At 64.9% G+C, this 19444-nt stretch carries 24 protein-coding genes and 1 pseudogene; 6 read left to right on the forward strand and 19 right to left on the reverse strand.

The window, feature by feature from the left end; all coding sequences use genetic code 11:
* Window positions 1-157 precede the first annotated feature (157 nt).
* From J8N05_RS46920 to J8N05_RS48300, 16 genes and pseudogenes are all read right to left on the reverse strand, one after another.
* Window positions 158-1171, reverse strand: coding sequence for a helix-turn-helix domain-containing protein (locus J8N05_RS46920; protein ID WP_210894653.1), 1014 nt, complete (start codon window positions 1169-1171; stop codon window positions 158-160).
* Complete coding sequence (locus tag J8N05_RS46925) at window positions 1158-1358, reverse strand: hypothetical protein (RefSeq protein ID WP_210894655.1); 201 nt, start codon at window positions 1356-1358, stop codon at window positions 1158-1160. The genes J8N05_RS46920 and J8N05_RS46925 overlap by 14 nt, the downstream gene beginning before the upstream one ends.
* Window positions 1348-1950, reverse strand: a complete 603-nt coding sequence (locus J8N05_RS46930) for a hypothetical protein (protein WP_210894657.1) — start codon at window positions 1948-1950, stop codon at window positions 1348-1350. Before J8N05_RS46930 ends, J8N05_RS46925 begins: the two co-directional genes overlap by 11 nt.
* Before the next feature lie 1071 nt (window positions 1951-3021).
* Window positions 3022-3546 (reverse strand): annotated as a pseudogene (locus tag J8N05_RS46935) (transcriptional regulator); the annotation flags it as partial.
* 563 nt (window positions 3547-4109) lie between these two features.
* A complete protein-coding gene (locus J8N05_RS46940) occupies window positions 4110-4601 on the reverse strand; it encodes a PadR family transcriptional regulator (RefSeq protein WP_210894659.1) in 492 nt (163 codons plus the stop codon).
* Between the two features lie 2 nt (window positions 4602-4603).
* Window positions 4604-5116 (reverse strand): RNA polymerase sigma factor, encoded by a 513-nt coding sequence (locus J8N05_RS48295; RefSeq protein ID WP_210894660.1) that lies wholly within the window; start codon window positions 5114-5116, stop codon window positions 4604-4606.
* Window positions 5117-5189: 73 nt separating this feature from the next.
* Entirely contained in the window at window positions 5190-5438 is a 249-nt protein-coding gene (locus tag J8N05_RS46950; protein WP_210894662.1) for a hypothetical protein, read from the reverse strand.
* A gap of 431 nt (window positions 5439-5869) precedes the next feature.
* A complete protein-coding gene (locus J8N05_RS46955) occupies window positions 5870-6139 on the reverse strand; it encodes a hypothetical protein (RefSeq protein WP_210894664.1) in 270 nt (89 codons plus the stop codon).
* 55 nt (window positions 6140-6194) lie between these two features.
* Complete coding sequence (locus tag J8N05_RS46960; protein ID WP_210894666.1) at window positions 6195-6446, reverse strand: hypothetical protein; 252 nt, start codon at window positions 6444-6446, stop codon at window positions 6195-6197.
* 378 nt (window positions 6447-6824) lie between these two features.
* Window positions 6825-7922 carry a hypothetical protein gene (locus tag J8N05_RS46965; protein WP_210894668.1) on the reverse strand — a complete coding sequence of 366 codons (1098 nt, stop codon included), beginning with the start codon at window positions 7920-7922 and terminating at the stop codon, window positions 6825-6827.
* A complete protein-coding gene (locus tag J8N05_RS46970) occupies window positions 7919-8215 on the reverse strand; it encodes a hypothetical protein (protein WP_210894670.1) in 297 nt (98 codons plus the stop codon). Before J8N05_RS46970 ends, J8N05_RS46965 begins: the two co-directional genes overlap by 4 nt.
* A gap of 432 nt (window positions 8216-8647) precedes the next feature.
* The gene (locus J8N05_RS46975; protein ID WP_210894672.1) at window positions 8648-9220 is read right to left on the reverse strand and encodes a transcriptional regulator; all 573 of its coding nucleotides are present in this window, start codon (window positions 9218-9220) and stop codon (window positions 8648-8650) included.
* Between the two features lie 100 nt (window positions 9221-9320).
* Window positions 9321-10871 carry a helix-turn-helix domain-containing protein gene (locus J8N05_RS46980; RefSeq protein ID WP_210894673.1) on the reverse strand — a complete coding sequence of 517 codons (1551 nt, stop codon included), beginning with the start codon at window positions 10869-10871 and terminating at the stop codon, window positions 9321-9323.
* Window positions 10871-11299: a hypothetical protein gene (locus J8N05_RS46985; RefSeq protein ID WP_210894676.1), complete on the reverse strand. Its 429-nt coding sequence runs from the start codon at window positions 11297-11299 to the stop codon at window positions 10871-10873. The genes J8N05_RS46980 and J8N05_RS46985 overlap by 1 nt, the downstream gene beginning before the upstream one ends.
* Window positions 11300-11327: 28 nt before the next feature.
* On the reverse strand, window positions 11328-12755 hold the full coding sequence (locus tag J8N05_RS46990) for a hypothetical protein (protein WP_210894678.1): 1428 nt from the start codon (window positions 12753-12755) through the stop codon (window positions 11328-11330).
* A 272-nt stretch (window positions 12756-13027) separates the two neighbouring features.
* Window positions 13028-13213, reverse strand: a complete 186-nt coding sequence (locus J8N05_RS48300) for a helix-turn-helix domain-containing protein (RefSeq protein WP_210894680.1) — start codon at window positions 13211-13213, stop codon at window positions 13028-13030.
* Window positions 13214-13515: 302 nt separating this feature from the next.
* On the opposite strand from J8N05_RS48300, the gene J8N05_RS47000 reads away from it, so the two are divergent.
* The gene (locus tag J8N05_RS47000; RefSeq protein WP_210894682.1) at window positions 13516-14361 is read left to right on the forward strand and encodes an NAD(P)-dependent oxidoreductase; all 846 of its coding nucleotides are present in this window, start codon (window positions 13516-13518) and stop codon (window positions 14359-14361) included.
* A 7-nt stretch (window positions 14362-14368) separates the two neighbouring features.
* Here the strand turns inward: J8N05_RS47000 and J8N05_RS47005 are convergent, their stop codons facing one another.
* The 3 genes from J8N05_RS47005 to J8N05_RS47015 form a co-directional block, all read right to left on the reverse strand.
* On the reverse strand, window positions 14369-14932 hold the full coding sequence (locus J8N05_RS47005) for a phosphotransferase-like protein (protein ID WP_210894684.1): 564 nt from the start codon (window positions 14930-14932) through the stop codon (window positions 14369-14371).
* Window positions 14929-15960: an AAA family ATPase gene (locus tag J8N05_RS47010; RefSeq protein WP_210894686.1), complete on the reverse strand. Its 1032-nt coding sequence runs from the start codon at window positions 15958-15960 to the stop codon at window positions 14929-14931. Before J8N05_RS47010 ends, J8N05_RS47005 begins: the two co-directional genes overlap by 4 nt.
* A gap of 195 nt (window positions 15961-16155) precedes the next feature.
* Window positions 16156-16911 (reverse strand): GntR family transcriptional regulator, encoded by a 756-nt coding sequence (locus tag J8N05_RS47015; protein WP_210894688.1) that lies wholly within the window; start codon window positions 16909-16911, stop codon window positions 16156-16158.
* A gap of 399 nt (window positions 16912-17310) precedes the next feature.
* Here J8N05_RS47015 and J8N05_RS47020 point away from each other — a divergent pair, with 399 nt between their 5' ends.
* The 5 genes from J8N05_RS47020 (at window position 17311) to J8N05_RS47040 (ending at window position 19440) form a co-directional block, all read left to right on the forward strand.
* Complete coding sequence (locus tag J8N05_RS47020) at window positions 17311-18138, forward strand: hypothetical protein (RefSeq protein WP_210894690.1); 828 nt, start codon at window positions 17311-17313, stop codon at window positions 18136-18138.
* A 175-nt stretch (window positions 18139-18313) separates the two neighbouring features.
* Window positions 18314-18454 carry a hypothetical protein gene (locus J8N05_RS47025; RefSeq protein WP_210894692.1) on the forward strand — a complete coding sequence of 47 codons (141 nt, stop codon included), beginning with the start codon at window positions 18314-18316 and terminating at the stop codon, window positions 18452-18454.
* Complete coding sequence (locus J8N05_RS47030) at window positions 18451-18747, forward strand: hypothetical protein (RefSeq protein ID WP_210894694.1); 297 nt, start codon at window positions 18451-18453, stop codon at window positions 18745-18747. The genes J8N05_RS47025 and J8N05_RS47030 overlap by 4 nt, the downstream gene beginning before the upstream one ends.
* Before the next feature lie 144 nt (window positions 18748-18891).
* Window positions 18892-19182, forward strand: coding sequence for a hypothetical protein (locus J8N05_RS47035; RefSeq protein ID WP_210894696.1), 291 nt, complete (start codon window positions 18892-18894; stop codon window positions 19180-19182).
* 81 nt (window positions 19183-19263) lie between these two features.
* Complete coding sequence (locus tag J8N05_RS47040; RefSeq protein WP_210894697.1) at window positions 19264-19440, forward strand: hypothetical protein; 177 nt, start codon at window positions 19264-19266, stop codon at window positions 19438-19440.
* The last annotated feature ends 4 nt before the right edge of the window (window positions 19441-19444 follow it).

Genomic DNA, 19444 nt, shown 5'->3' on the forward strand with positions numbered 1-19444 from the left:
ATCGTTCTCTATCTTAAGAAACAAAATATCCCACACAGAGAGAACCATCACCACACAGGAACTCTTCATGTGTCTTAATTACCGGCCCTTTGACAATTGGTAGGTCCACGCCTTTCGGTCCCCGGGCATCAGCCCGGGGACCGAAGAATTGAGGGCATCAGAGCACTTGCATGAGCAGTACCGCCGTCGTGACGACCGCGAGCAGGACATTCGAGAGCATGAACAGGCCTCGGGTGGATGCGCTGAACGAGACGGGCGGCGGCGTGCTGTCGGTCTTGACGGGACGCAGCGGAGGCGGGGTGGTGGCCATGATCGGCATGTGCTGTTTGCGGTGCCTCAATGCGGCGATCTTGATGCGTGTCACCGTGTAGTGCCAGATCAGGGTGCGCTCGGGGTCAACTCCGCACGCTCGTAGGAAAATGTGCAGCCATTCCGTGGTGGGCAGCTCGTTTCCGCTGAGCACGTGTGCGAAGGTCGTGCCGGAGATCGGGTAGATCGGCTTGCTCCGGCGTTCAAGGTCTCCTATCGTCAACCCCTTGTCCGCGACCATCTCGCGCATCACCTCCAGGACATCGCCGGGCGTGGTGCAGAGGGCCAGCGCGGTGTGAATGTGGTCCACAGTGAGGCTACTGACGCGCTGGGCGTCGCCTTGGAACTCGGTGTCCAGCTTCGTGTGGATGTCCACGAACTGCTGGACCAACGTCATCAGACCGTCCGGCTGCGTACGGATTATGGTCCCGTCCGGCTGGGGAGGCACGGTCTTCTGTTGATCCTGCTTGTTGCGTCCTCGCCGGCCTCCAGGATGCTTGTCGGTCTCGTCCTCGGTGGTGTCGTCCGTCGGCACAGGGGCGGGGTCGGTGGGCTGGACCACGGTGTCGCGCACGGCTTGTTCCGTCATGGCGCGGACGTGAGCGTTCTGGTAGAGCCTGCGCCATGTCGGCAGGTCCGCTTCTTTGGCGCCGCATGCGCGAATGAAGGAGTCGACGACTTCCCACTTCGGTACGGTGTTGCCGGACGCGGCTGCCGACAAGGTGGCCGTGGAGTAGTGGGACCTGGTCGACAGGGATTGGTAGGTCAGCTTGGCGGAGCGGCGGAGCGCCCGCAGTTCGCGGGCAAGCTCTGCCACCTCCAGCGGAGCCGTGGCCGGGATCTCCTTCTCAGGACGCGCCATGACTGCCTCCATGCTGAGTACTTGTGGCGTTGGTGGACACCCCGGCCGGTGGAGCGGTCGTGGGGTGGATGGTCTTGGTCGGGTGCGGGTACGAGGAGACGGCGGAGCGCCGGAGCGCCCGCAGATCGCGGGCAAGCTCCGGCAGCCCCTTCTTGTCCGTCACCGGGATCTTCCGGTCACGACGCATCACGACGCCTGTCGGCCTGCTGTCCGACGGTCCGTTCGTGGAAGCGGCGGACAAACCGCTGCCCCCACCTGTGCAGGTGACGGTGGCGCAGGTTCTGTGGCACCGTCACCTGAGAGCGTCGTCGGGCAGGGACGTGCAGCTGTCGGGCGCTGTGCTGGTGCCCCTCGTCCTCGGTGCAGCGGGCGTATCCATGGCCGGCAGCACCTCGGTGCCGACGATGGCCGAGGCCGACGTGACCCGCGCCGAGTTCGCGGACATCATCGTCACGGGCGTCGACATGCCCATCTCCGTGCTGACCTTCATCACGGCCTTGACCGACAACTTCTCGGTCGAGATCTCCGTAGCCGTCGTCGAGCTCCGCGACATGCTCGTCGTCGTAGGTGTCGCGCTCATTGCGAGCGCCGACGACCTGGAGAAGGCCGTCGGCGACCACGCCGGACACGAACGTCCCCACCAGGACCGCAATGGTGGGGTCGGAGCAGACGGCCTGCGTAATCACACCCGAGGTGGCGCCGGCCCCGTTCGCGGTCACGATCGCGAGGGACAAGCGCCTACGGCGCGCACGGTTGAGCCTGTTGTTGCTGGTGGACATCTCTCTCCTTGTTCCTTGGGCCGGGGTGACCCGAGGGAGATCCGGAAAGGGCCGCCTGTGGGGCGGCCCTTTCCGGCACCCGCCTCGGAAACCCGGGGCGGGTGTGGTGAGCGGCCTGAGTGCTCAGTACGTACCTGTATGTAGTTGTGGGTGGTGCTGCTTGTGTTCACCGGCGAGAGCGCCAACTCCCGTGGGCCCAGAGCGGTCGGGGGCCCGACCTCCACATGCGTGTGAACAGTCTGCCTCATGGGGGTGCGGCGGTGATACTGCGTCAGGTACCCAACCCGGGGCCTGTGGTCCTGTGGATAACCCTCATGGCGGCAACACGTGTGAACGGAGAGAAGCCGAAAAACCGGGGATCTGGTATAGCCCTCAGCACCCCCACGAATCGTACATTCGTGCCCATATGCACCTTTCGAGGGACGGCTTGAACACGCGTGGCTGACGAGTCAACACTTCTCGAACAACGTCAAACAGTGCGATCCCCGCAGCTCAGCAGTATTATTAAGTTGTGCGGGTTGTTCGGCGTAGCACGTCGAACGCTGCACACGGCCTTCCCGGCACGCCACCATGGAGGCCGCGGTCAGCGCCAACTGACCGCACAACGGAGACATCTCAAGGCCTGAGTGCTCCACGGCCCCCCGCTTCGGCGGGGGGCCAAAAAAATGCCCGCGCACAGTACGGGCCCTTCGCCCCTTTTGTGATCACGCTCGCCAAACTCTGAACAATCCGCCGCCACCTCCGACCTCGCCGCGAGCGCTTGTGACTGACATCACTCGATGGTGGCTGGCGCCAAGGGCCGAGCTTGATCACCCTTGATGGAAGTTGGCGCGAAAACGGTCACGAAGTAACAGTGGGACGGGTGCGGCACCCGGTCGCAAGGGAAAGGTTTGGCGCGAGAGGCGCGACTCGTACGATCCAGGACCGGTGCGACAGTCACGCGAGAGCCACAAGACCGCTCCTGTCCTGATCAGAGGCGTCGGATGGGAGACGAACCCGGGCCCTCGGCTTGGATGAGTAATGGTTTCCGCGGTGCCCCGCGGCGCGGCCGCGAGCACTGCGTCCGAAGGCTTAAGCGGCGAAGCCGATGTTGGTGACGTACTCGTACTGGCCCCACTGGGAGCCGAGGTCGATGACCTGGTCCACCCACGCCTCGTCCAGCTGCTGGCCGTCGCCGGCGGCCCATGCACCGACGATGCGGTTCCAGTGGCGGACGTTCATGGTGCGGAACTCCATGGCGCGCTGGCGGGGCCGGTCGACCTGGGACTGGTTGAGCGGGTGGATTTCCACCCGGGTGCCGCGGCCGTCGCGGTTGAGCCGGGCGAGCAGATACCGCGCGACATTCTCCCGCCGCACAGTCCGATAGGCCTGCTCGATCACGGCGAGGTTCTTCCTGGAGGGCGTGCGGGTGCCGGCCTGCCAGGCGCGCAGAGTGCGGCCGGTAACGTTCAGACCGGCCGCGCGGGCGGCATCAAGAGCGTGGGCGCTGCGGGTGAGGTAGTTCAGGCGGGCTGTCAGGCCGCGGCGGGCGGTGACAGGGGTGGCGATGTAACCGGCGAGCGCGTCCAGCTGCCGGGCGACAGCTTCCTGGCACTTCCGCTTTGCCCTACTAAACGGATTTCCTTCGGGCGATCATCGAGTTTAGACGTTGATGTGACCTTCGGCGTTTTAGTGCCATCATTGGGCTCTCGATTAGCGTCCTGGCGATGTACTGAAACCTTGCAGTCCTAGGGCAGGAGTAGAGTGTCGCCAAAACCGACTCCTTATATTCACTGCGCTCCCGGGGCGGAAGGGGTAGTGAGGAGATTTCGACAGTCATTTGCATAAGTTCCCTGATGAACCATGAGGTTGCTGCTGGCAGCGAAAGGAGAACAGACACAAGTATTACACTGCCAGAAAAAAGGGCCGTTACCGTGCCCATCGGAAAATGCCCCGGGTAAATAGCATCCAGAATAGAGTAAGCGGCCGATACGACTACTAGCACTGAAAGGCAGATCAGGAAGCCTTTTTTGCCGTTCACCGACTGGGTGTAGTTATTTGAAAATGCCCCAACTGCCCACATTCCAGATGAAAGAAGAGCCCCTAGACCAACAAAAGAAAAGGCTGAATTCGCCGCGATTGAAATGACTTCGTAGGGCAACGGGAATCTCCCTTGCTGGCTAATTTGGAGCTTCTTTTGGATGCCTTGCGTAATTCGAGGAGGATTTTCCAGCGGTCTGCTGATCGTACTGGGCGAGAGCGATAGGCAATGCAGTGGACCCCTCAGGGGATAGCCGGTAAAAGCGACGTCGAGGCTCCCCAGCGGGAACATCTTCTTCCCAGTAGGAGTAGAGCCACCCCGCTTCTATCATCTGACGGACTGCGACATACACTCCAGGAGGCGACACTTTGGTACTCTCACAGATAGTGAGATCAGTGATCCAATCTCCCGAATTTTTGCGTAGCAGCTTCCCAACGGCTGCCACTTCTGCGTTCATGAAAAATCCGCCTTGTGGAGTTGCTGCCACAGACTCGCGTTGGTTCTTCAGTACAGTACCTTCACGTTTCACTCTTTCTAGCGCAGCCGTCATATCTATAAGCTCTTCAATTGCTTGAGCGTGATGACGGCGTGCTTGCCGCAGACGTTCTTCCAGTTCATTGCTTCTTTCCACTGCTATCCCTCCTTTTCTTGTAGCAACCTTTTCAATGTGGCCCTCGCGTGCCGCAGATGGGATCGTACCGTCGATTTCCTGACTCCCATGGTCTGCGCAATTTCACTCACTGTGAAACCGTCTACATGGAGCGCCATCGCGATACGCTGCCCTTCCGGAAGTTGAGAGAGAATGAATTTTATCCAGCTCTCACCTTCAATATTCAGCGTATCTCCCTCTGTGTCTTTCGGGGACCTGAGCCAACCTCCCTTCACCGCGCGAGCAATATCCTCTCGACCTCTAAAGTAATTTTTACCCGCCTCCCTAATGGCTATTTTAAACGCGTAGGCTTTAGGTGTACTCAGGCCTTCCCAACGCGAGTATGTTTGAGTCATAGCGGTTTCTGCGGCATCCCGCGAGTCCTCAAGGGCGTATCCTTCCGAGACTAGAAATGAAACGATCCGAGGGAAACATTCACGGAAGAATACGTCGAAGCTCTCAGACGCATTCCCCCCCACTTCGGAATTTGCATCCATTCATTTCCCCTCCCCTGGATCGCTAAGATAACTTCCATCCCTGCATCGTTAACGATGCAGGGATGGAAGGCCACTAAGGCTTTCTTCCCACGATCAGAGCAAGCAATGCACCTAGTACCGCTGCCAACGCTGTGATCAACACTGACTGAGTGCTGATGTAGATCCCACCTGTCCCAGCTACCACAGCGTTGAACAGTACGACTGCTGCACCTGCGTTTTGGTTCGGCGCAGGAACCTTTTTTTCATGGCTCTTTGGAGCGGAAAAGATCTCTTCCGGACCGACTCCAGTGCCCGGCATGTCTTCTTGGTCTTCACCCTTCATGCCCCCTGAGAGCAGTAGCAGGACCGAAGTGTGCACGCCGATGGAAAGATTTTTTACCCGCAGACGCGCCGCCGCTGCTCGTGGTGGACAACGGATTCATCGGCACGCCCTCGCCGACGCCGTCGGCTTCCCCGTCCGTCTCGAAGAGCTGACAGGTGCTGTGGCTCCGGCACGTCCCCTGTGCCGGAGCCACTCGTGCTCTTCCGTGTCCGGCGCCGTAGGTGCCGGACAGGCCGCCTGCGCCTGTGCCCCTGTACGGCCCCGCGCAGGCCCAAACAGAAGCCCCGGCGGGCGGATGCCGCCGGAGCTCCTGTCGACGCTGCGAGGTGCTGCTGAGGGGCGTTGCTGACGGACGCTTCCCGCGGGCCGGGGCGGTGTGCGTGAGGGAGATGTCCCGCATCTGCGGTCTCAGGGGTGCGGGATGCCGTCGCTCAACCGGCCTGCTGCTCCTTGATCTGCTCCCGGCGGTAGCTGGCGATCATGTCGTGGATCTTCTGCCGTGACTTGCCCAGCTCGCGGCCCATCTCGGCCTGAGTCCAGTCGCCGCTGTCGGTGGCTTCGGCGAGGGCGGCGCCGCGCTCGTGGGCGAGCGCAGCTTTGGCCGTGTCGATGAGTTCTGGGCAGCGCTTTGCCCGTTCGACGGGCGGCAGTTCGGCGAGCTGCTGAAGAGCGGTGATCAGATCGTTCAGCGCGGTCGTCATGATGTCGCCCTTCGTGCGGGAGGGGCCGGGTTTCCCCGGCCCCTCGGCTGGTCTGTTACGTCCATGCGACGAATTCGTTCTCCCACTCGGTGAGATCGCGGTCCATCCACTCGGCGTATCCGCTCTGCCGACCCTCGGGGAGGAGCTTCCCGGTGCGCCGGTTGCTCAGTTCCAGCTTGTGACTGCTGTCGTAGCGGGCGGCCCACTCGTCGAACATGTCGTAGGCGGTCTGCTCGTCGATGTCGAAGTAGAACCGCTTCACGGGGATCTTGTCCGCGTTCTTGATCTCAATCTGGTACGTCTTCATCTCCGCCGTCCTCTCCCTCTGCTGTTGTCGTCCCTACACCCATCAATGCACCCCCCTACAGGGGTACGTCAACCCTAGGGGGGTACATCTTTTCAAGATTTTCAGAGCGCGCTCCTGACCAGGCCTTTCCTGCCGCCCCGCGGGGGGGGGCGAGGTCGATGACCTGCCCCCCCCCACGCTTCATCCTCGGCCGCTCGCTGCCGCAAGCGACTGGTTACCTGGCCGTGCTCGGTGCGCTGGTCACGCTGGCAATGCAGTCGGCGGTCTGCGGGAAGCGCGGGCGGCAGACACCCCCGCACAACAGGAAGGGGCCTGGAACTTTCCCAGGCCCCTTCCTGTCAGTACAGCGGATTCCAGCACACTCTGCCGGCTGCCCTTTTAGGGACCGTAATTAACCGCTTGACATTTCACCGGCTCCCTGTGAACGGTCACCTCAAGGCTAGTGACGAAAAGCTGCCTGCCGTCATAGAGCGGAATGACGTACATCTTCCTGCCATTCGTACTCAATGTACTGCACTCGAAACCGAGTTCCGTGCCCGAGGGGACCTTCACTTCTTCTCCGTACGCACCGTACAGAGTGACTTCTCCGTTTGCCCATGTCACACCGTATCCAGAAACGCGGCTCCGTTCAATGAGATCAGGAACCAGCCTGTACTCATCGCCTGGCGCAACAGCTCCGGGTTTACTCGCGTAATCCCTGCTTTCATCGCGCGAGGAATCCGGCGGGAGCGTAGGAGCCGAGGTCTGGACTTCATCACTCCAGGCCGGGGATGGATGGTAGGTACTACAGCGGTATTCGCTGGAGCAGGAAACTTTGTCCCTGCCGCTTGTACGCGAATCGGAGTCTCCGCCCAAGGCACCCTGAACAAGGGAAGCCATCATCAGGAGGACGATGACGGTAGCCAGCGCTGCGGACAGCCGGAGTTTCGCACCTTCTCCCCCGCTTCCTCGTTTTCCCTGATTTAGTCGGGGAGTGGCGACAGGGGTGCTGTTGACTGCACGTGCTTTCTTTTCCGTTGCCTTGGCGCCTTGCTTTCCGTCGCGGATCCAGGATTCGGACCATCCTTCCGCTTTTGCACCTGCGCTCCATGCTTCGGTCCACCAGGTCTTGGACTGCGGTGCTTTGACCGCGGCGGCAAGGTTCAGGACGGTGTCCCGGTCGGGGTAGCGGCCTTCGGCGTTCAGGAGACGGCTGAGTTGCGACTTGCTGGCGTGGACCAGGTGGTCCTCGACGAGTTTACGGAGTGTCAGTTCGCTCTGCAGATACGCAGTGCGAAGTTCTTTGACGAGGACAAGGCGTTCCGGAGTGAGAACAGGCTGCTTCGTGAGGGGCTTGAAGCTTCGGCCCCGCCTCGTACGCCGGGCTTCTGTATCGCCGCACGCACGTGGCTGGGGAACGCATGCCGGCAGGAAGTCCGGCTCGTCCGCGAGCGCCGACAGCGCGACGCTGCTGGAGCTGTTGTCGCTGTCGCTCATGCTGCCGGCCTTTGGCCGGCGTCGGAGCCGGGCTCGTCCTTCGGGGCGGGAGCGGCCATGACGGCCAGCGTGCCGGAGCTGCCGTCGATGCGGTCATCGCCGGTTTGCGGGCGGTGTTCAGACCGCGCCGGCCGGTCGAATGTCTGAGAGAGCTGTTGGACTCCCACCACGATCGCGAGGATCGCGGTGCTGATAGCGCCTGTCGGTTGGCCCTCACGAAGCATGAAAATCGTGAGGGCCGTGAAGAGGAGCAGGGCAGTTACCGAGAGTATTAGCCGGTAGCAGGGGGTCATCTGATCTCCGTGGTGATCACCATGCTCGGGATGACCCCACCCGGTATTCGCCGTACCGGGCCCCGAAACGGAATGCTACTCCGGGTCACTACTGCAGAGCTATCACGTCCGATCTGTCCGACGTAAGGGCGTGGATAACCCTTGGGACAACTACACAGAGTGAATCCACGGCCAATGGGAGCGCTCTACCTGAAGTTTGTGCCAGTTCAGGGGCTTACCGGAAATTGTCCCAGAAAGGGTTGCGCCAATGGCCCTCCGCACGAGTCAATGGGAGGTAGGTGCGTCCGTGGCGCATCGCCTGCTGTGCTATCCGTCATCGCGGAAAGCATCGGCTACACGACCCCCTCGTCGCCGCGAGGGGGTTCGCCGTTTCCAGACCACGCACCACACGCCACACGACAAGACACCCACACATCCTGATGCCGGATCACATCAAGCGGCGAAGCCGATGTTGGTGACGTACTCGTACTGGCCCCACTGCGAGCCGAGGTCGACGACCTGGTCCACCCACGCCTCATCCAGCTCCCGCTCGTCGCCGGCTGCCCACGCGCCGACGATGCGGTCCCACCGTCGGACGTTCATGGTGCGGAACTCCATAGCGCGCTGGCGCGGCCGGTCGACCTGCGACTGGTTGAGCGGGTGGATCTCCACACGGGTGCCGCGGCCGTCGCGGTTGAGGCGGGCGAGCAGGTAGCGGGCAACGTTCTCCCGCCGCACGGTCCGGTACGCCTGTTCGATCACGGCGAGGTTCTTTCGGGAGGGTGTGCGGGTGCCGGCCTGCCAGGCGCGCAGGGTGCGGCCGGTGACGGTCAGTCCGGCCGCGCGGGCAGCATCCAGGGCGTGGGTGCTGCGGGTGAGGTAGTTCAGGCGCGCCGTCAGGCCGCGTCGGGCGGTGACGGGGGTGGCGATGTAGCCGGCGAGGTCGTCCAGTTGCCGGGCGACGGCTTCGTGGCCTTTGAGGCCGCGGGCGCCGTACTTGCCGAACTCGATGTTCCGCTCAGGCATCGTCTCTTCCGAATCCAGAGTGTTGGATCACTGTACGGGGCTGTGAGCGCCGATCTCCTGCCCCGGCGGGGGGAATTGACGCCGGGACAGGGAAACGGCGTCAGGAGGTGCGCTCAGGGGGCTCCGCGGTGGTGCTGGGGTCGGTGCCGACGGTGTAGGTGTCCTTGACCTTCACCTCGGCCACGCCGCGGCCCTCGGGGAAGACCGCCCGCCAGTCACCGGCCACATGCAGTTCGTCGGTGCCCATGGCGCGCACGACCAGGAGGCCTTCGTCGTAGGCGCGGTGGACTTTCCACCACAGGTTCGCGAACGCCTGGGCGCGGATGAGGTGCATCCAGTCGGTGCGGTAGAGCTCGCGGTTGTAGTTCGACTCCCCCAGCGTGGAGACGAACTTGGAGTACATGGCCTTCACGTACTCCAGCGTCACCTGGTCGTCGTCGGAGATCGCCCGGTCCCGGGCGTCCTTCAGCGCGATGCGGAACTTCTCCAGCAGGCCCTCGGTCGCCCCGGACGTCCACGACTCGTGGATCTCGGGCGGGTCGCACATCCCGTACTTCGGGCCCGACAGGCGCAGCAGCAGGCGCAGCGTCGGCTCGGTCACCCACAGAGGGCCCGGCTCGTCCCGGTTACCGATCGGATTCGGCAGCACCGCCCCGTGCTCCCAGACCGGAGGGGTGATCAGGTGCAGGCCAGCGCGGCGGCGGTCGTGGTGGTTGTTGGTGGAGTGTTCAAGCTGACCGAGCGGGAGGTGGGTCTTCAACGCGCTGAGGTAGGCGCCGTTGATGTCGAGTGCCGTGATCTCGTGCCGGCCGGTGGGGAGCTCAGGTCGGCTCCACTTGGGGCGGGCTTCCCAGACCTGGTCGGCACCGCGTGCGGTCTGCTTGCGCAGGATGTCGGGCAGCCATGGGTGCGCGACGACGTCGTAACGCCCGCCCTTGCGGGTGTCGTCCAGCAGCGCCATCGCATCCGGGATCGCCCGCTTGATCAGAGCGACGGTCGCCGCCTCGACATCCCCGGCGTGTTCGGCGAGCGCGGCCGCCACCGCGGAACCGATCCGGTCCGGGGCATCGGCGGCCTGCAGACGGCGGCCGACCGGCACCACCTTCACCCCGCCGACCGCGGGGCACGGCTTCCTGGCGGGCGCCGGCTGCCGCGGTGCCGTGCGAGGCGCGAGCTTCTCTGCCTGCACGGGCACGGGCGCAGATGCGGCCGAGGCACACTCGGCGGGGTCCAGGTGCTGGGGGAACCCTTCGACCTGATGGCGGGCCGGCTGCCCGCACAGTACGCACGGCTGCACGACGGCCAGCATGGCGACGTCGTCGGTGTCGTCGGTCTGCTCGGCATCCGCCGACTGGTCGTCCGCGAGCTGGCCGTCGGCCGCGGCCTCCGTAGCCGCGCTGGCGGTGTCCAGCTTGGTGCGAGCGCTTTCGAGGAAGTACGCGTACGCCTCCCGCACTTCCTTGTCGCTGGGATCACGGCCGGTTTCCCATCCGCCGACGGTCGACGGGCTCACCTTCAGGGCCTGCGCAAGCTGCCCGCGGGTGAGGTTCAGGCTCTCGCGCAGCCGGCGCCGCTCCTCGGCCGACGGCAGCGGAGTCCGCTCCGACGACGCGGAGGCGAGCAGGGTGTCGATCGCGTCGAAGTCCGCCATCAGTTTCCTCCGGCGGGGCCAAAGTCGGCCTCGCTGGTCAGTCGTTCCATCGCCGTTTCTTCATCGGGTCGTTCGAGGAGTACGCGGACCAGGCGGGCAGCTTCGGCGGCGTCCTCAAGGAGGCGCATGGTGTGCCGGAGTGAAGCGGCCAGGGCAGGGTCTGCGACCAGGAGCTGTTTCACCGATTGCATGGAGTCGTCGAATAGTGCCCGCTCAACACGGTCAGCCGGGTACGGCAGTTCGGCTGTGCCTGCGTTGGGCGCCGCGGTCCCGCGGAAAACGTGCGTGATGGCTTCCGCCAGACCGTGTCGCAGACTCTGGGCATCCAGGCTGATCCGGTTGAGATAGTGCGCCAGATCGCGCGGATCGGCGCAGGTGGATCCGTACTCGGCGCGCGCCTGCCGGTACTCGAAAGCAGATTCGCTCATGATCCACACCGTTTCTGCTGTCGTCTCGTCATGCCTGCGTGCTCCCTACGACTGCTGCCACGGCCTGCTGCCACTCGTCAGGCTCTGCCGGAGGCTGGGCTGCCGCGGCTTCGGCGTTCTTGGTGCACCGGGCACACAGACGGCTGCCGGGCAGGGCCAGGCGCTCGCAGAATGCTGTGCCGATCTCGCCCTCGCAGGAGCGGTGCGCGGCAGGCGGAGTGGGCCGGGACTGGCCCTGGCTGACCTCCGGCCATGCCGTCGGGCCGGAGGCTGCGGCCTGTGCGGGGAGTTGGCTGCTGTAGCCGATCGGCGGGAGAGGGATCCGGGCCAGACGTCCGGCGATAAGCGAGGCCATGGTGTGGGTGCGCTCCGCAGGCTCCGGGTAGGGCCGGTCGAGCAGGACCGAGCGGATCTCTTCGTGCGTGATCCCTGCCGCGAGCAGGGTGTTCACCACCCGGCCCTGATCGGCCAGCGTCGATCCCATAGCCAGGCCGGCTGCGATCTCCGGATGGTGGCGCCCGATACGGCGCAGCAGGGTCTCACCCGGCGAGGGTGCTTTCTCGCTGCCAGCCGTTGTGGCCTCTTCAGTCTCCGGGGCGTTCGCCGCCTTCAGGTCCTGGTCCTCGATGACGTCGCCGCTTCCGTCCGTCCCTCCGTCCGTGTCCACACCAGCCTCATCACTTACGGACAAGGAAGGACGGAGGGAACCCCCACCCTCTGAACGGTAAGTCTGAGCGGAAGGTCTGAACGGGAGGTCTGGTTTCTGCAGGTCAACCACGGAATCCGGGCCAGAAATCTGGCCCCGCGGGCCAGAAATCTGACCCGACGGGCCAGAAATCTGACCCGCGTCATCGGGCGGGCCAGAAATCTGGCCCGCTACCTGAGCCCGCTCAGCACGCCTGCGAGCGGCCCGCTCCCGCTCCTTGCGAAGCGCTTCCACCGCCGCCGCCTCCGCCGGCTCCCGCACCTCATCCAGGAGCGCGAACGCGTTGCGCGGACCGGCATAACCCCGGCTGGGACGGTCATTGATCCGGATCCGCAGCGGCGCCGCCGACGCACTCGCACGGCTCGACGACTTGATCGGGCCGCCCTCCGGCGTGCTCAGCAACCCGTACTCCGACAGCTCCGACAGCAGCCCCCGCACACGCGACAGACTCGACGGCTGCGCAGCCTCGCCCGGCTTCATCTGCTTCGACGGCAGCAGATGGCACAGCTGCAACAAGGTCAGCTTCCGCACCGGCCCACGCTTCTCGATCACCAGCGCACGCATGATCCAGTACAGGCGGATCGCGCTGTCCCGCAGCTGCGGGCACAACGGAACCCAGTCGTGCAGCTGACTGGTGTAGAAGCCCTCATCGTCAGGGGCCCACAGCTCCGCACGCTGACTGGTGTCGGAGCCTTCGTCATACCGGCCGGCCGACTGGCCAGGACCGGCAGATGGATCTTTGCCTCGCAAGGCGGGTCATCTCCCCAGATTGGGGAGCCGTGACCAACAGATGTGACCTGGTAGTACCCGCCGATAGTGGCGTAGCGCGAGATACCGCGCTTATCCTTGGGTACAGGTGACCACGCGGGCTCTTGAGCCCACGGGCACACCGGCTGCGAGGTCACCTCGCTGCTCACGACTCAAGCTTTTGTCAGGGTGCGAGTCGATTCGCTAGGGAGCGGTCCTGTTGTGGCGACAGGGCCGCTTCAGCGTTTCTAGGGGCCAAGTGGCATTAGTGCTCCTCAGCCTGCCTGTCGTGTCAGAGCGGAACGGCTTGCGATCTCTGCTGGGTATTTCTCTGCCCAGCCGTTCAACAAGCGAGCGTAGGCTTCCAAGCGTCGGCGGTAAGGCTTGGCCTGGCCGGTCTCCCAGCGGTGAAACGCAACCCTGGTGACTCCGAAAACCTCAGCGACCTCGTCCTGCGTCAATCCGGCAGCCTTGCGGAGACGGGCTCGTACTTCTGGCGCAGGCAGGACCTCTGGCCGCGCGAGTAGAGCGTCGACCGCATCAAGTAGTTCAGACACTGCTCCACCTCCTCACTCACGTGATCCAGGACTATACATAAGTCTCCACTCTAGGTAGTGGAGTTGGCCGTGTGTCGCACGAAAGATCCTCCAGGCTTAAGGTCACCGGATGCGCCTCGCCCTAGACGGCTCTCTCGCCGACCGTACGGCCGCCTTTGCGGACCACGTCAGCGGCTACCTCCTCACCCACTCCGCGGAGTAGACCGATGTCTCAGCAACCCGTCGTCGGCATCCTCCACCCCGGCAGCATGGGCGCCGCCGTTGCCGCATGCGCTGCGGCCAATGCCGCCGCGGTGCTGTGGTGCCCATCTGGCCGGAGTCCGGCGAGCGTCGCGCGCGCGGAACAGCACGGCCTGGAGCCGGTAGTCAACCTTCCCGAACTGCTGGATCGGGCCGACACGGTGATCAGCCTCTGTCCGCCCGCGGCCGCTGAAGACCTTGCTGCCGAAGTTGCCTCGCATGGCTACGGCGGCTGGTACGTCGACGCAAACGCCATTAACCCCGAACGCATGCTGCGCATCGAAGCCTTGCTCGCCCCACACGCCAAAGCCGTCATCGACGGCGGCGTCGTGGGTTCTCCGCCCACCGGAGGCAAGACACCGACCCTGTTCCTGTCCGGACCGGCCGCAGCCGCAGACCGCGTCGAAGCGCTGTTCGCCGGCACCGACGTCCGTACCAAAACGCTGGGCCATACCATCGGGCAGGCTTCTGCGCTCAAACTTGCGTACGCCAGCTTCCAGAAGACGTCGCGCGTCCTCGTGGCACTTTCTGTCGGTCTGGCCCGTGCACATGGTGTCGACCAGGAGCTTCTCGACATCGCATCCCAACGCAGCGACTCGTACCTGGCAGAGCCTGAGTACATTGCGAAGACCGCGGCCCGCGCCTGGCGGTGGGGGCCGGAGATGGAAGAGGTCGCCGACACGCTCACGGCCGCTGGCCTGCCCCCGGACATCCTGCGCGCAGCCGCATCCACGCTGGAACGGTGGACCGACGCCAAGGACGACCACGAGCTTACGCTTGCCGACGCCCTTGGCCGGCTTGCCCAGCCGTAGCCCGGGGTCATGCCGAGGCGACAGCCGCCCGCGTATGCAGCAGCTGGTCGATGAGATGGGCCGCCCGCTCCGGCGTTGTCGTCGCCGTCTCCACCGTAAGATCCCAGCGCATGTCCGGGTGCGTGGCCAGGTCCTCACGTGTTGCCTCCCACGCCGTCAGACGATCGGCGGTGTCGGCGTCGCCGCGCTCCCGCGAGCGCTGCGCGGTCACGGCTTGCGGACACCACAGCAGCACTCGCAGCCAGTCGGCCGGATAGCCGTCGACCAGGGCATGGACGCCGTCGATCTGACCGAGATGGACCGCCGGTACCCCGGCCGCGAATGCAGCATCCAGGCCTGGTCGATCGAGCACGTACATGTTGCCGTACCGACGGTTCGCGTAGACGACGTCGCCGGCCGCCTCCAACTTCCGCAGCTGTGAAGCCGTGCCCATCCGGTAGCCGGAGCTCTTACCCGAGCCGACCTTGAGCCGTGTGAACTGTCCGTACCGGGAATCGGCCTTCTTGAGCGCTGCCGTCACGGTGTCTTTCCCTGCCGCCGGCGGACCGTAGAGGATCACGCCCTGCTTCATGCCGCTCCCACCCCGATCGCCTGCCGAGCCTGGTCCGCCAGAGAGATCGCGGCACCCATCCGGTTGTCTACGACTAGGTGCGGCACCGCAGGGCGCAGCTCCACATTCACGGTGGCCACATATTCGTCCCACCGCTCCAGCTTCCAGGCGTCCCGAGCCGCACCTCGGTGCGAGATGTACTCATGCATCGATTCCACATCGCACCGCACCCAGACCGGCGCCACATCAACACCGTGCGCCGCGCACTTATTGATCAGCCGTTCCATCCACTGCCGGTCCGTGAGCTCCGCGATGAAGGGGGCCGTCACGACCGCTGAAATGCCGCACGAGACATGTGAGTAGACGGCCTGCATCAGCGCGGCATACTCAGCCGGCCGGACCTTCGTGCGGTACAGCTCCGTGTGCCGGTCGTGCGCCTGCGATCCCAGAGCGGCCAACAACGGCTCCACCAAAGGCCTGGTCAGCGGATCTTTGTCAACCAGCGGCCAGCCCGTCAGCTGCGTCAAGAAGCGAGCGAATTCAGTCTTCCCACTGCCGGCGTACCCACCCACCAAGATCACGCAAGGCCGGTGCGGGTCCCCTCCCGTACGACGGCGCTTCCACGCCTCCATCACCCGCTGCTGCCAGCTGTAACTGTCGAACCCGTCACCGTCCGTGATCCGCGTCAGTGCGCGCTCTACAGCGATGACATGCAGTCCATTGCGCTGCTGAGGCAGCGGACTGACCTCGAATTTCGTCTCCTCGCCCGGCAGCGCCGGCCGGAATCCCAGCGACGGCTCCGTTGCCCGGTAGAGGAGACAGTAGGCCCGGCGGTACGACGGTCCCGGGTAGCTCTCCCCCGTTTCGTGCTGACTCAACGTCTGCGGATTCGCAGCAGGCACACCCTTCAGCCCGGCCTGCTCTGCCACGAGACGCAGCTGCTCTCCGGCCTCTTCGAGCGTCAGCCCGTGAGCCTCCCGGTGCTCTCTCAGCTTGTCCGGTCGCCAACCAGCGCGCTTGCCCACCCCGAAATCCTCCGTCAGCACCATGATCCGGAGCCTAAGCGCGAGCCCCGAAAAGCCGTGTGTAGCTACTCGTTGAGAACGTGTTGAGGAACTTGTGCATCAAGTTGACGAGCAGTTCGTGATGTTCCTCCAACCCTCCTGACGGTGTGATGGCTACCACACAGCGACGGGTTGGAGGACATGAGAGTGGATGGTTGCGATAGAGCCGAATTGCGGGTCTTACGCATCGAACTCGTAGTCCAGCACGTAAGCCGCCGAGTCCAGCGTCATCTCGTTCACTTCCACGGCGCGGCCGGCTGCGTCAAAAGCTGTCCGAGCCAACTTGATAACGGCTCGCTCGGTAGGAATGGAAAGCCGGGTCGCTTCATCGGTCGATGGCAGGCGGACACGGATCTCCTCCCGGAACCTGACAGGGGCGTGCCCGAGGTCGGCCAGCCGTGCGTAGAGGCCCCCAGGTCCCGTGTCAGCTTGGGTAATGGGCGATCCAGCGACCAGGGCTTGGGGCATGTAGGAAGCCGCGAGCATGACCGGGCGGCCGTCCACGACGTACCGGCGACTGCGCACGCAAGCTACTTCGCCGGGTGCCAGATCGAGAACGTTGCTGATGTGCGGTGGCGGGGTCGTGTCTACGAGCACCGCGATCTGATCGACGTCTGGGGCGACATCGTCTGTGGACCAGATCGATCGTCCGCTTCCCCACTGTTCACGGGCCAAGCGTGGAATGCCGCGGCGCCGAATGGGTTGGAACGACAGGACGCGAGCACCCGCCCCCTTTCGACTTTCGACGAGCCCCTCAGTGCGCAGGATCTTGAGAGCCCTCCGGGCGGTGAGGCTGGCGACACCGTACTGCGCGGCCAGCGCGTTCTCCCCCGGCAGCCGATCGCCGGGTTCGTAATCTCCGCGCTCGATCGCCGCCTTCAACTCATCAGCGATGTGCTGCACCTTCGTGCGCTGCGCGCCTGCCTCATCGGACATCTGTCTCCCTACCTCGGTAGCGATCCTAGGGCGGCTTGCTACCGAGGCGTCTTGAGGGGCGCGCTCGCGTCCAGGATGACGTGCACAGCGTACAACATCGGTAACGAGGTTCTTGACATAAGTACCGAAGTTAGCTTCACTGATCTCGACCTCGTTACCGAGGTCTAGAGATCACTGCAAGATCGCAGGATGCTGCCGTCCCTTCATTGGGGTGGCTGGGGTGATAGCCAAACCAAATCCCCCAGGTGCTCGGCTCTCCGGGCTCTCAGCTTCTGCACTGCACGTCGCAGCGCTGATGCGTTGTCCGTCCGTCAGGTCGCCGGACCAGTCCGTGGACCTGACGAGCGGAGAGCACACCGCGACGCACCCCCGGTTTCCTCCCGCTCGCAAGGAGTCCGTGTGACCACGACCGCCGTGACGCCGACAGCTCGTAAGAGGCGTCGCAAGACCCGCACGAAGCACGTCAGCCACCTCCCCGCGATCATCGCGTCCGACCTCAAGGTCAACGAGCTCGATCTGAGCCCCGGTACTGAGCATCTGGTATGTCCCGACTGCTCGACCTGGTGCCCGATCACGGGTGTCCTGGGTAAGACCCCGAAACTCGTTCCGCACCACACCGGCAAGGCCAAATCCCCGAACCCGCGCCGCTGTTCAAGCAGTAACCGCCTGGTGAATCTCGACATCGAGGCCGGCGCGTGGTGCACGAAGCTGATGGAAACGAACCCGACCACCAAGTCCCGCCGCACCAACCGGGTCAACCGCAAGGCAGGCACGGTCGCCGTGCCGCCGGTGAGCCGGTTCAGGACTGCACCCAGGCAGCTGGAATCCCGGCTGGCGTCCCTGCTGGAAGACGCCCGTACCGTCGTCACACAGCACCGCGCGTCCTGCCCGGTCTGCCGGAAGGGCGGCCGGTGCGAGACAGGCGGCGAACTGGAACTTCGGCGGGCCGAACTCGCGGCTTCCGTTCAGTTCGACCGTGAGCAGCGGCAGCAGAGTGAGCGGCAGGTGCGCGATCTCACCGCCAAGCGGGCAGGTGAGTGGGCTCAGCACAGCACTGACGCTGTTGCGGAGACGAACAACCGCTGTGCGCCTCGTGTCGAGGGGTCGCTCTCTGAGTTCCGCGGTCCCCAGCTTCCGCTGGCGCCGAAGGACGAAACGGCTCACGACCGGCGGCAAGCCGAACTGGGCAAGCAGTACGCACTGAAGGCGACCAGGCCAGCTGCCTGACACGCCTACGACAGCAGCCTGTGCTGCCCGTCGTCGACCATCCGCTCGCTGCGGGGCCGGTCGGCGACGGAGTGCGCAGGACGCACTGACCCGCCGCACATAACGAACCCCCAGGGATTGCCGCCCTGGGGGTTCGTGGTGCTGCGGGCGCCCTTCCACGACGAGGGACACCCACATGCCCATCATCGCCGACGCCTTCACGGCCGTCACCCGTCCGCCGCTGCCGAAGCGGCCCGTCCCGCACGAGAAGACCCCAGACCGGCCCACCCCGACCAGCCCCCGCCCTCACCCGCGCCAGATCGGAGCCACAGCATGAAGGTCACCACCGTTCCCGCCCTGGCCACCAACACGGTCGCCCACGAGGTCGGCCCCCGACGGCCCGGCGCGATCTACCAGAACACGACCGGCGCCTACGAGGTCCTCGCGCTCATCACGGACCCGAAAACGGCTGCGCAACTGCTGCGCCGCGACAGCGCCCGGTGGGCGGTCATCGTCCGCGACGTGCTGCGCGCCGACGGTGAGCCGTTCGCCACGGGCGCCGTGTGGACCACCGAGGACCACCTGGTCTGCGAAGCCAAGCCGACCCCGGTCTACGCCCCGGCTGCCTGACGATCCGCCACGGTCCCTCTCCCACCCCGCGCCTCACACGGGGCGGGAGACGGGCCGTGGCAGGCCGTCCGGCCCGCCACGGCGACAGCCCCGGAACTCTGACCTTCCGGGGCTGTCATGGTCAACAGGAAATGGGAGTCCCATATGACCGCTCAAATCATGGCACGCCCTCGCCCCGGCACAGCAGGAAACGACGAAGCGAACCGGCGCCTCGGGCAGCACCTCCTGGACGTCGTCCGCCGCCAGGACGCCGCGATCCCCGCCGAACGGCGCGCACGGCGCACCGTCGCGGAGATGCGGACCCGGCTCGCGGAGCGCATGGCCGATGACGCGTGCGGAGTGTGCGGGTTCTGGCGCTGCCGGTGCGGCGGGCAGAGCACCGCAGCCGCGCGTCCGGTGCCGGCCCGTTCGACCGGGACGGAGGCCACCCGATGATCCTCAGCCTCACCGACGCGGAGCGCGAGGAACTCTCGCGCAAGGTCAAGGAAGCCAACAAACGCTCGCAGGACCGGCCGCGTGGCTGAGGACCTGTACGAGCGCTACCAGACCGCAGCCGCCGCACACCGGTCCCATCACGGCACCTGCACCGCGTGCACGGACACCGAACGCTGCCCCGCCGGGCAACGCCTCTACAGCTCCTTCGCCCGGCTGCAGACCGCCTACCTCAACCGTCAGCGCGAACAGCGGCGCTGACCTC

The sequence above is a fragment of the Streptomyces liliiviolaceus genome, from assembly GCF_018070025.1.
In the GTDB taxonomy this organism is placed as follows: domain Bacteria; phylum Actinomycetota; class Actinomycetes; order Streptomycetales; family Streptomycetaceae; genus Streptomyces; species Streptomyces liliiviolaceus.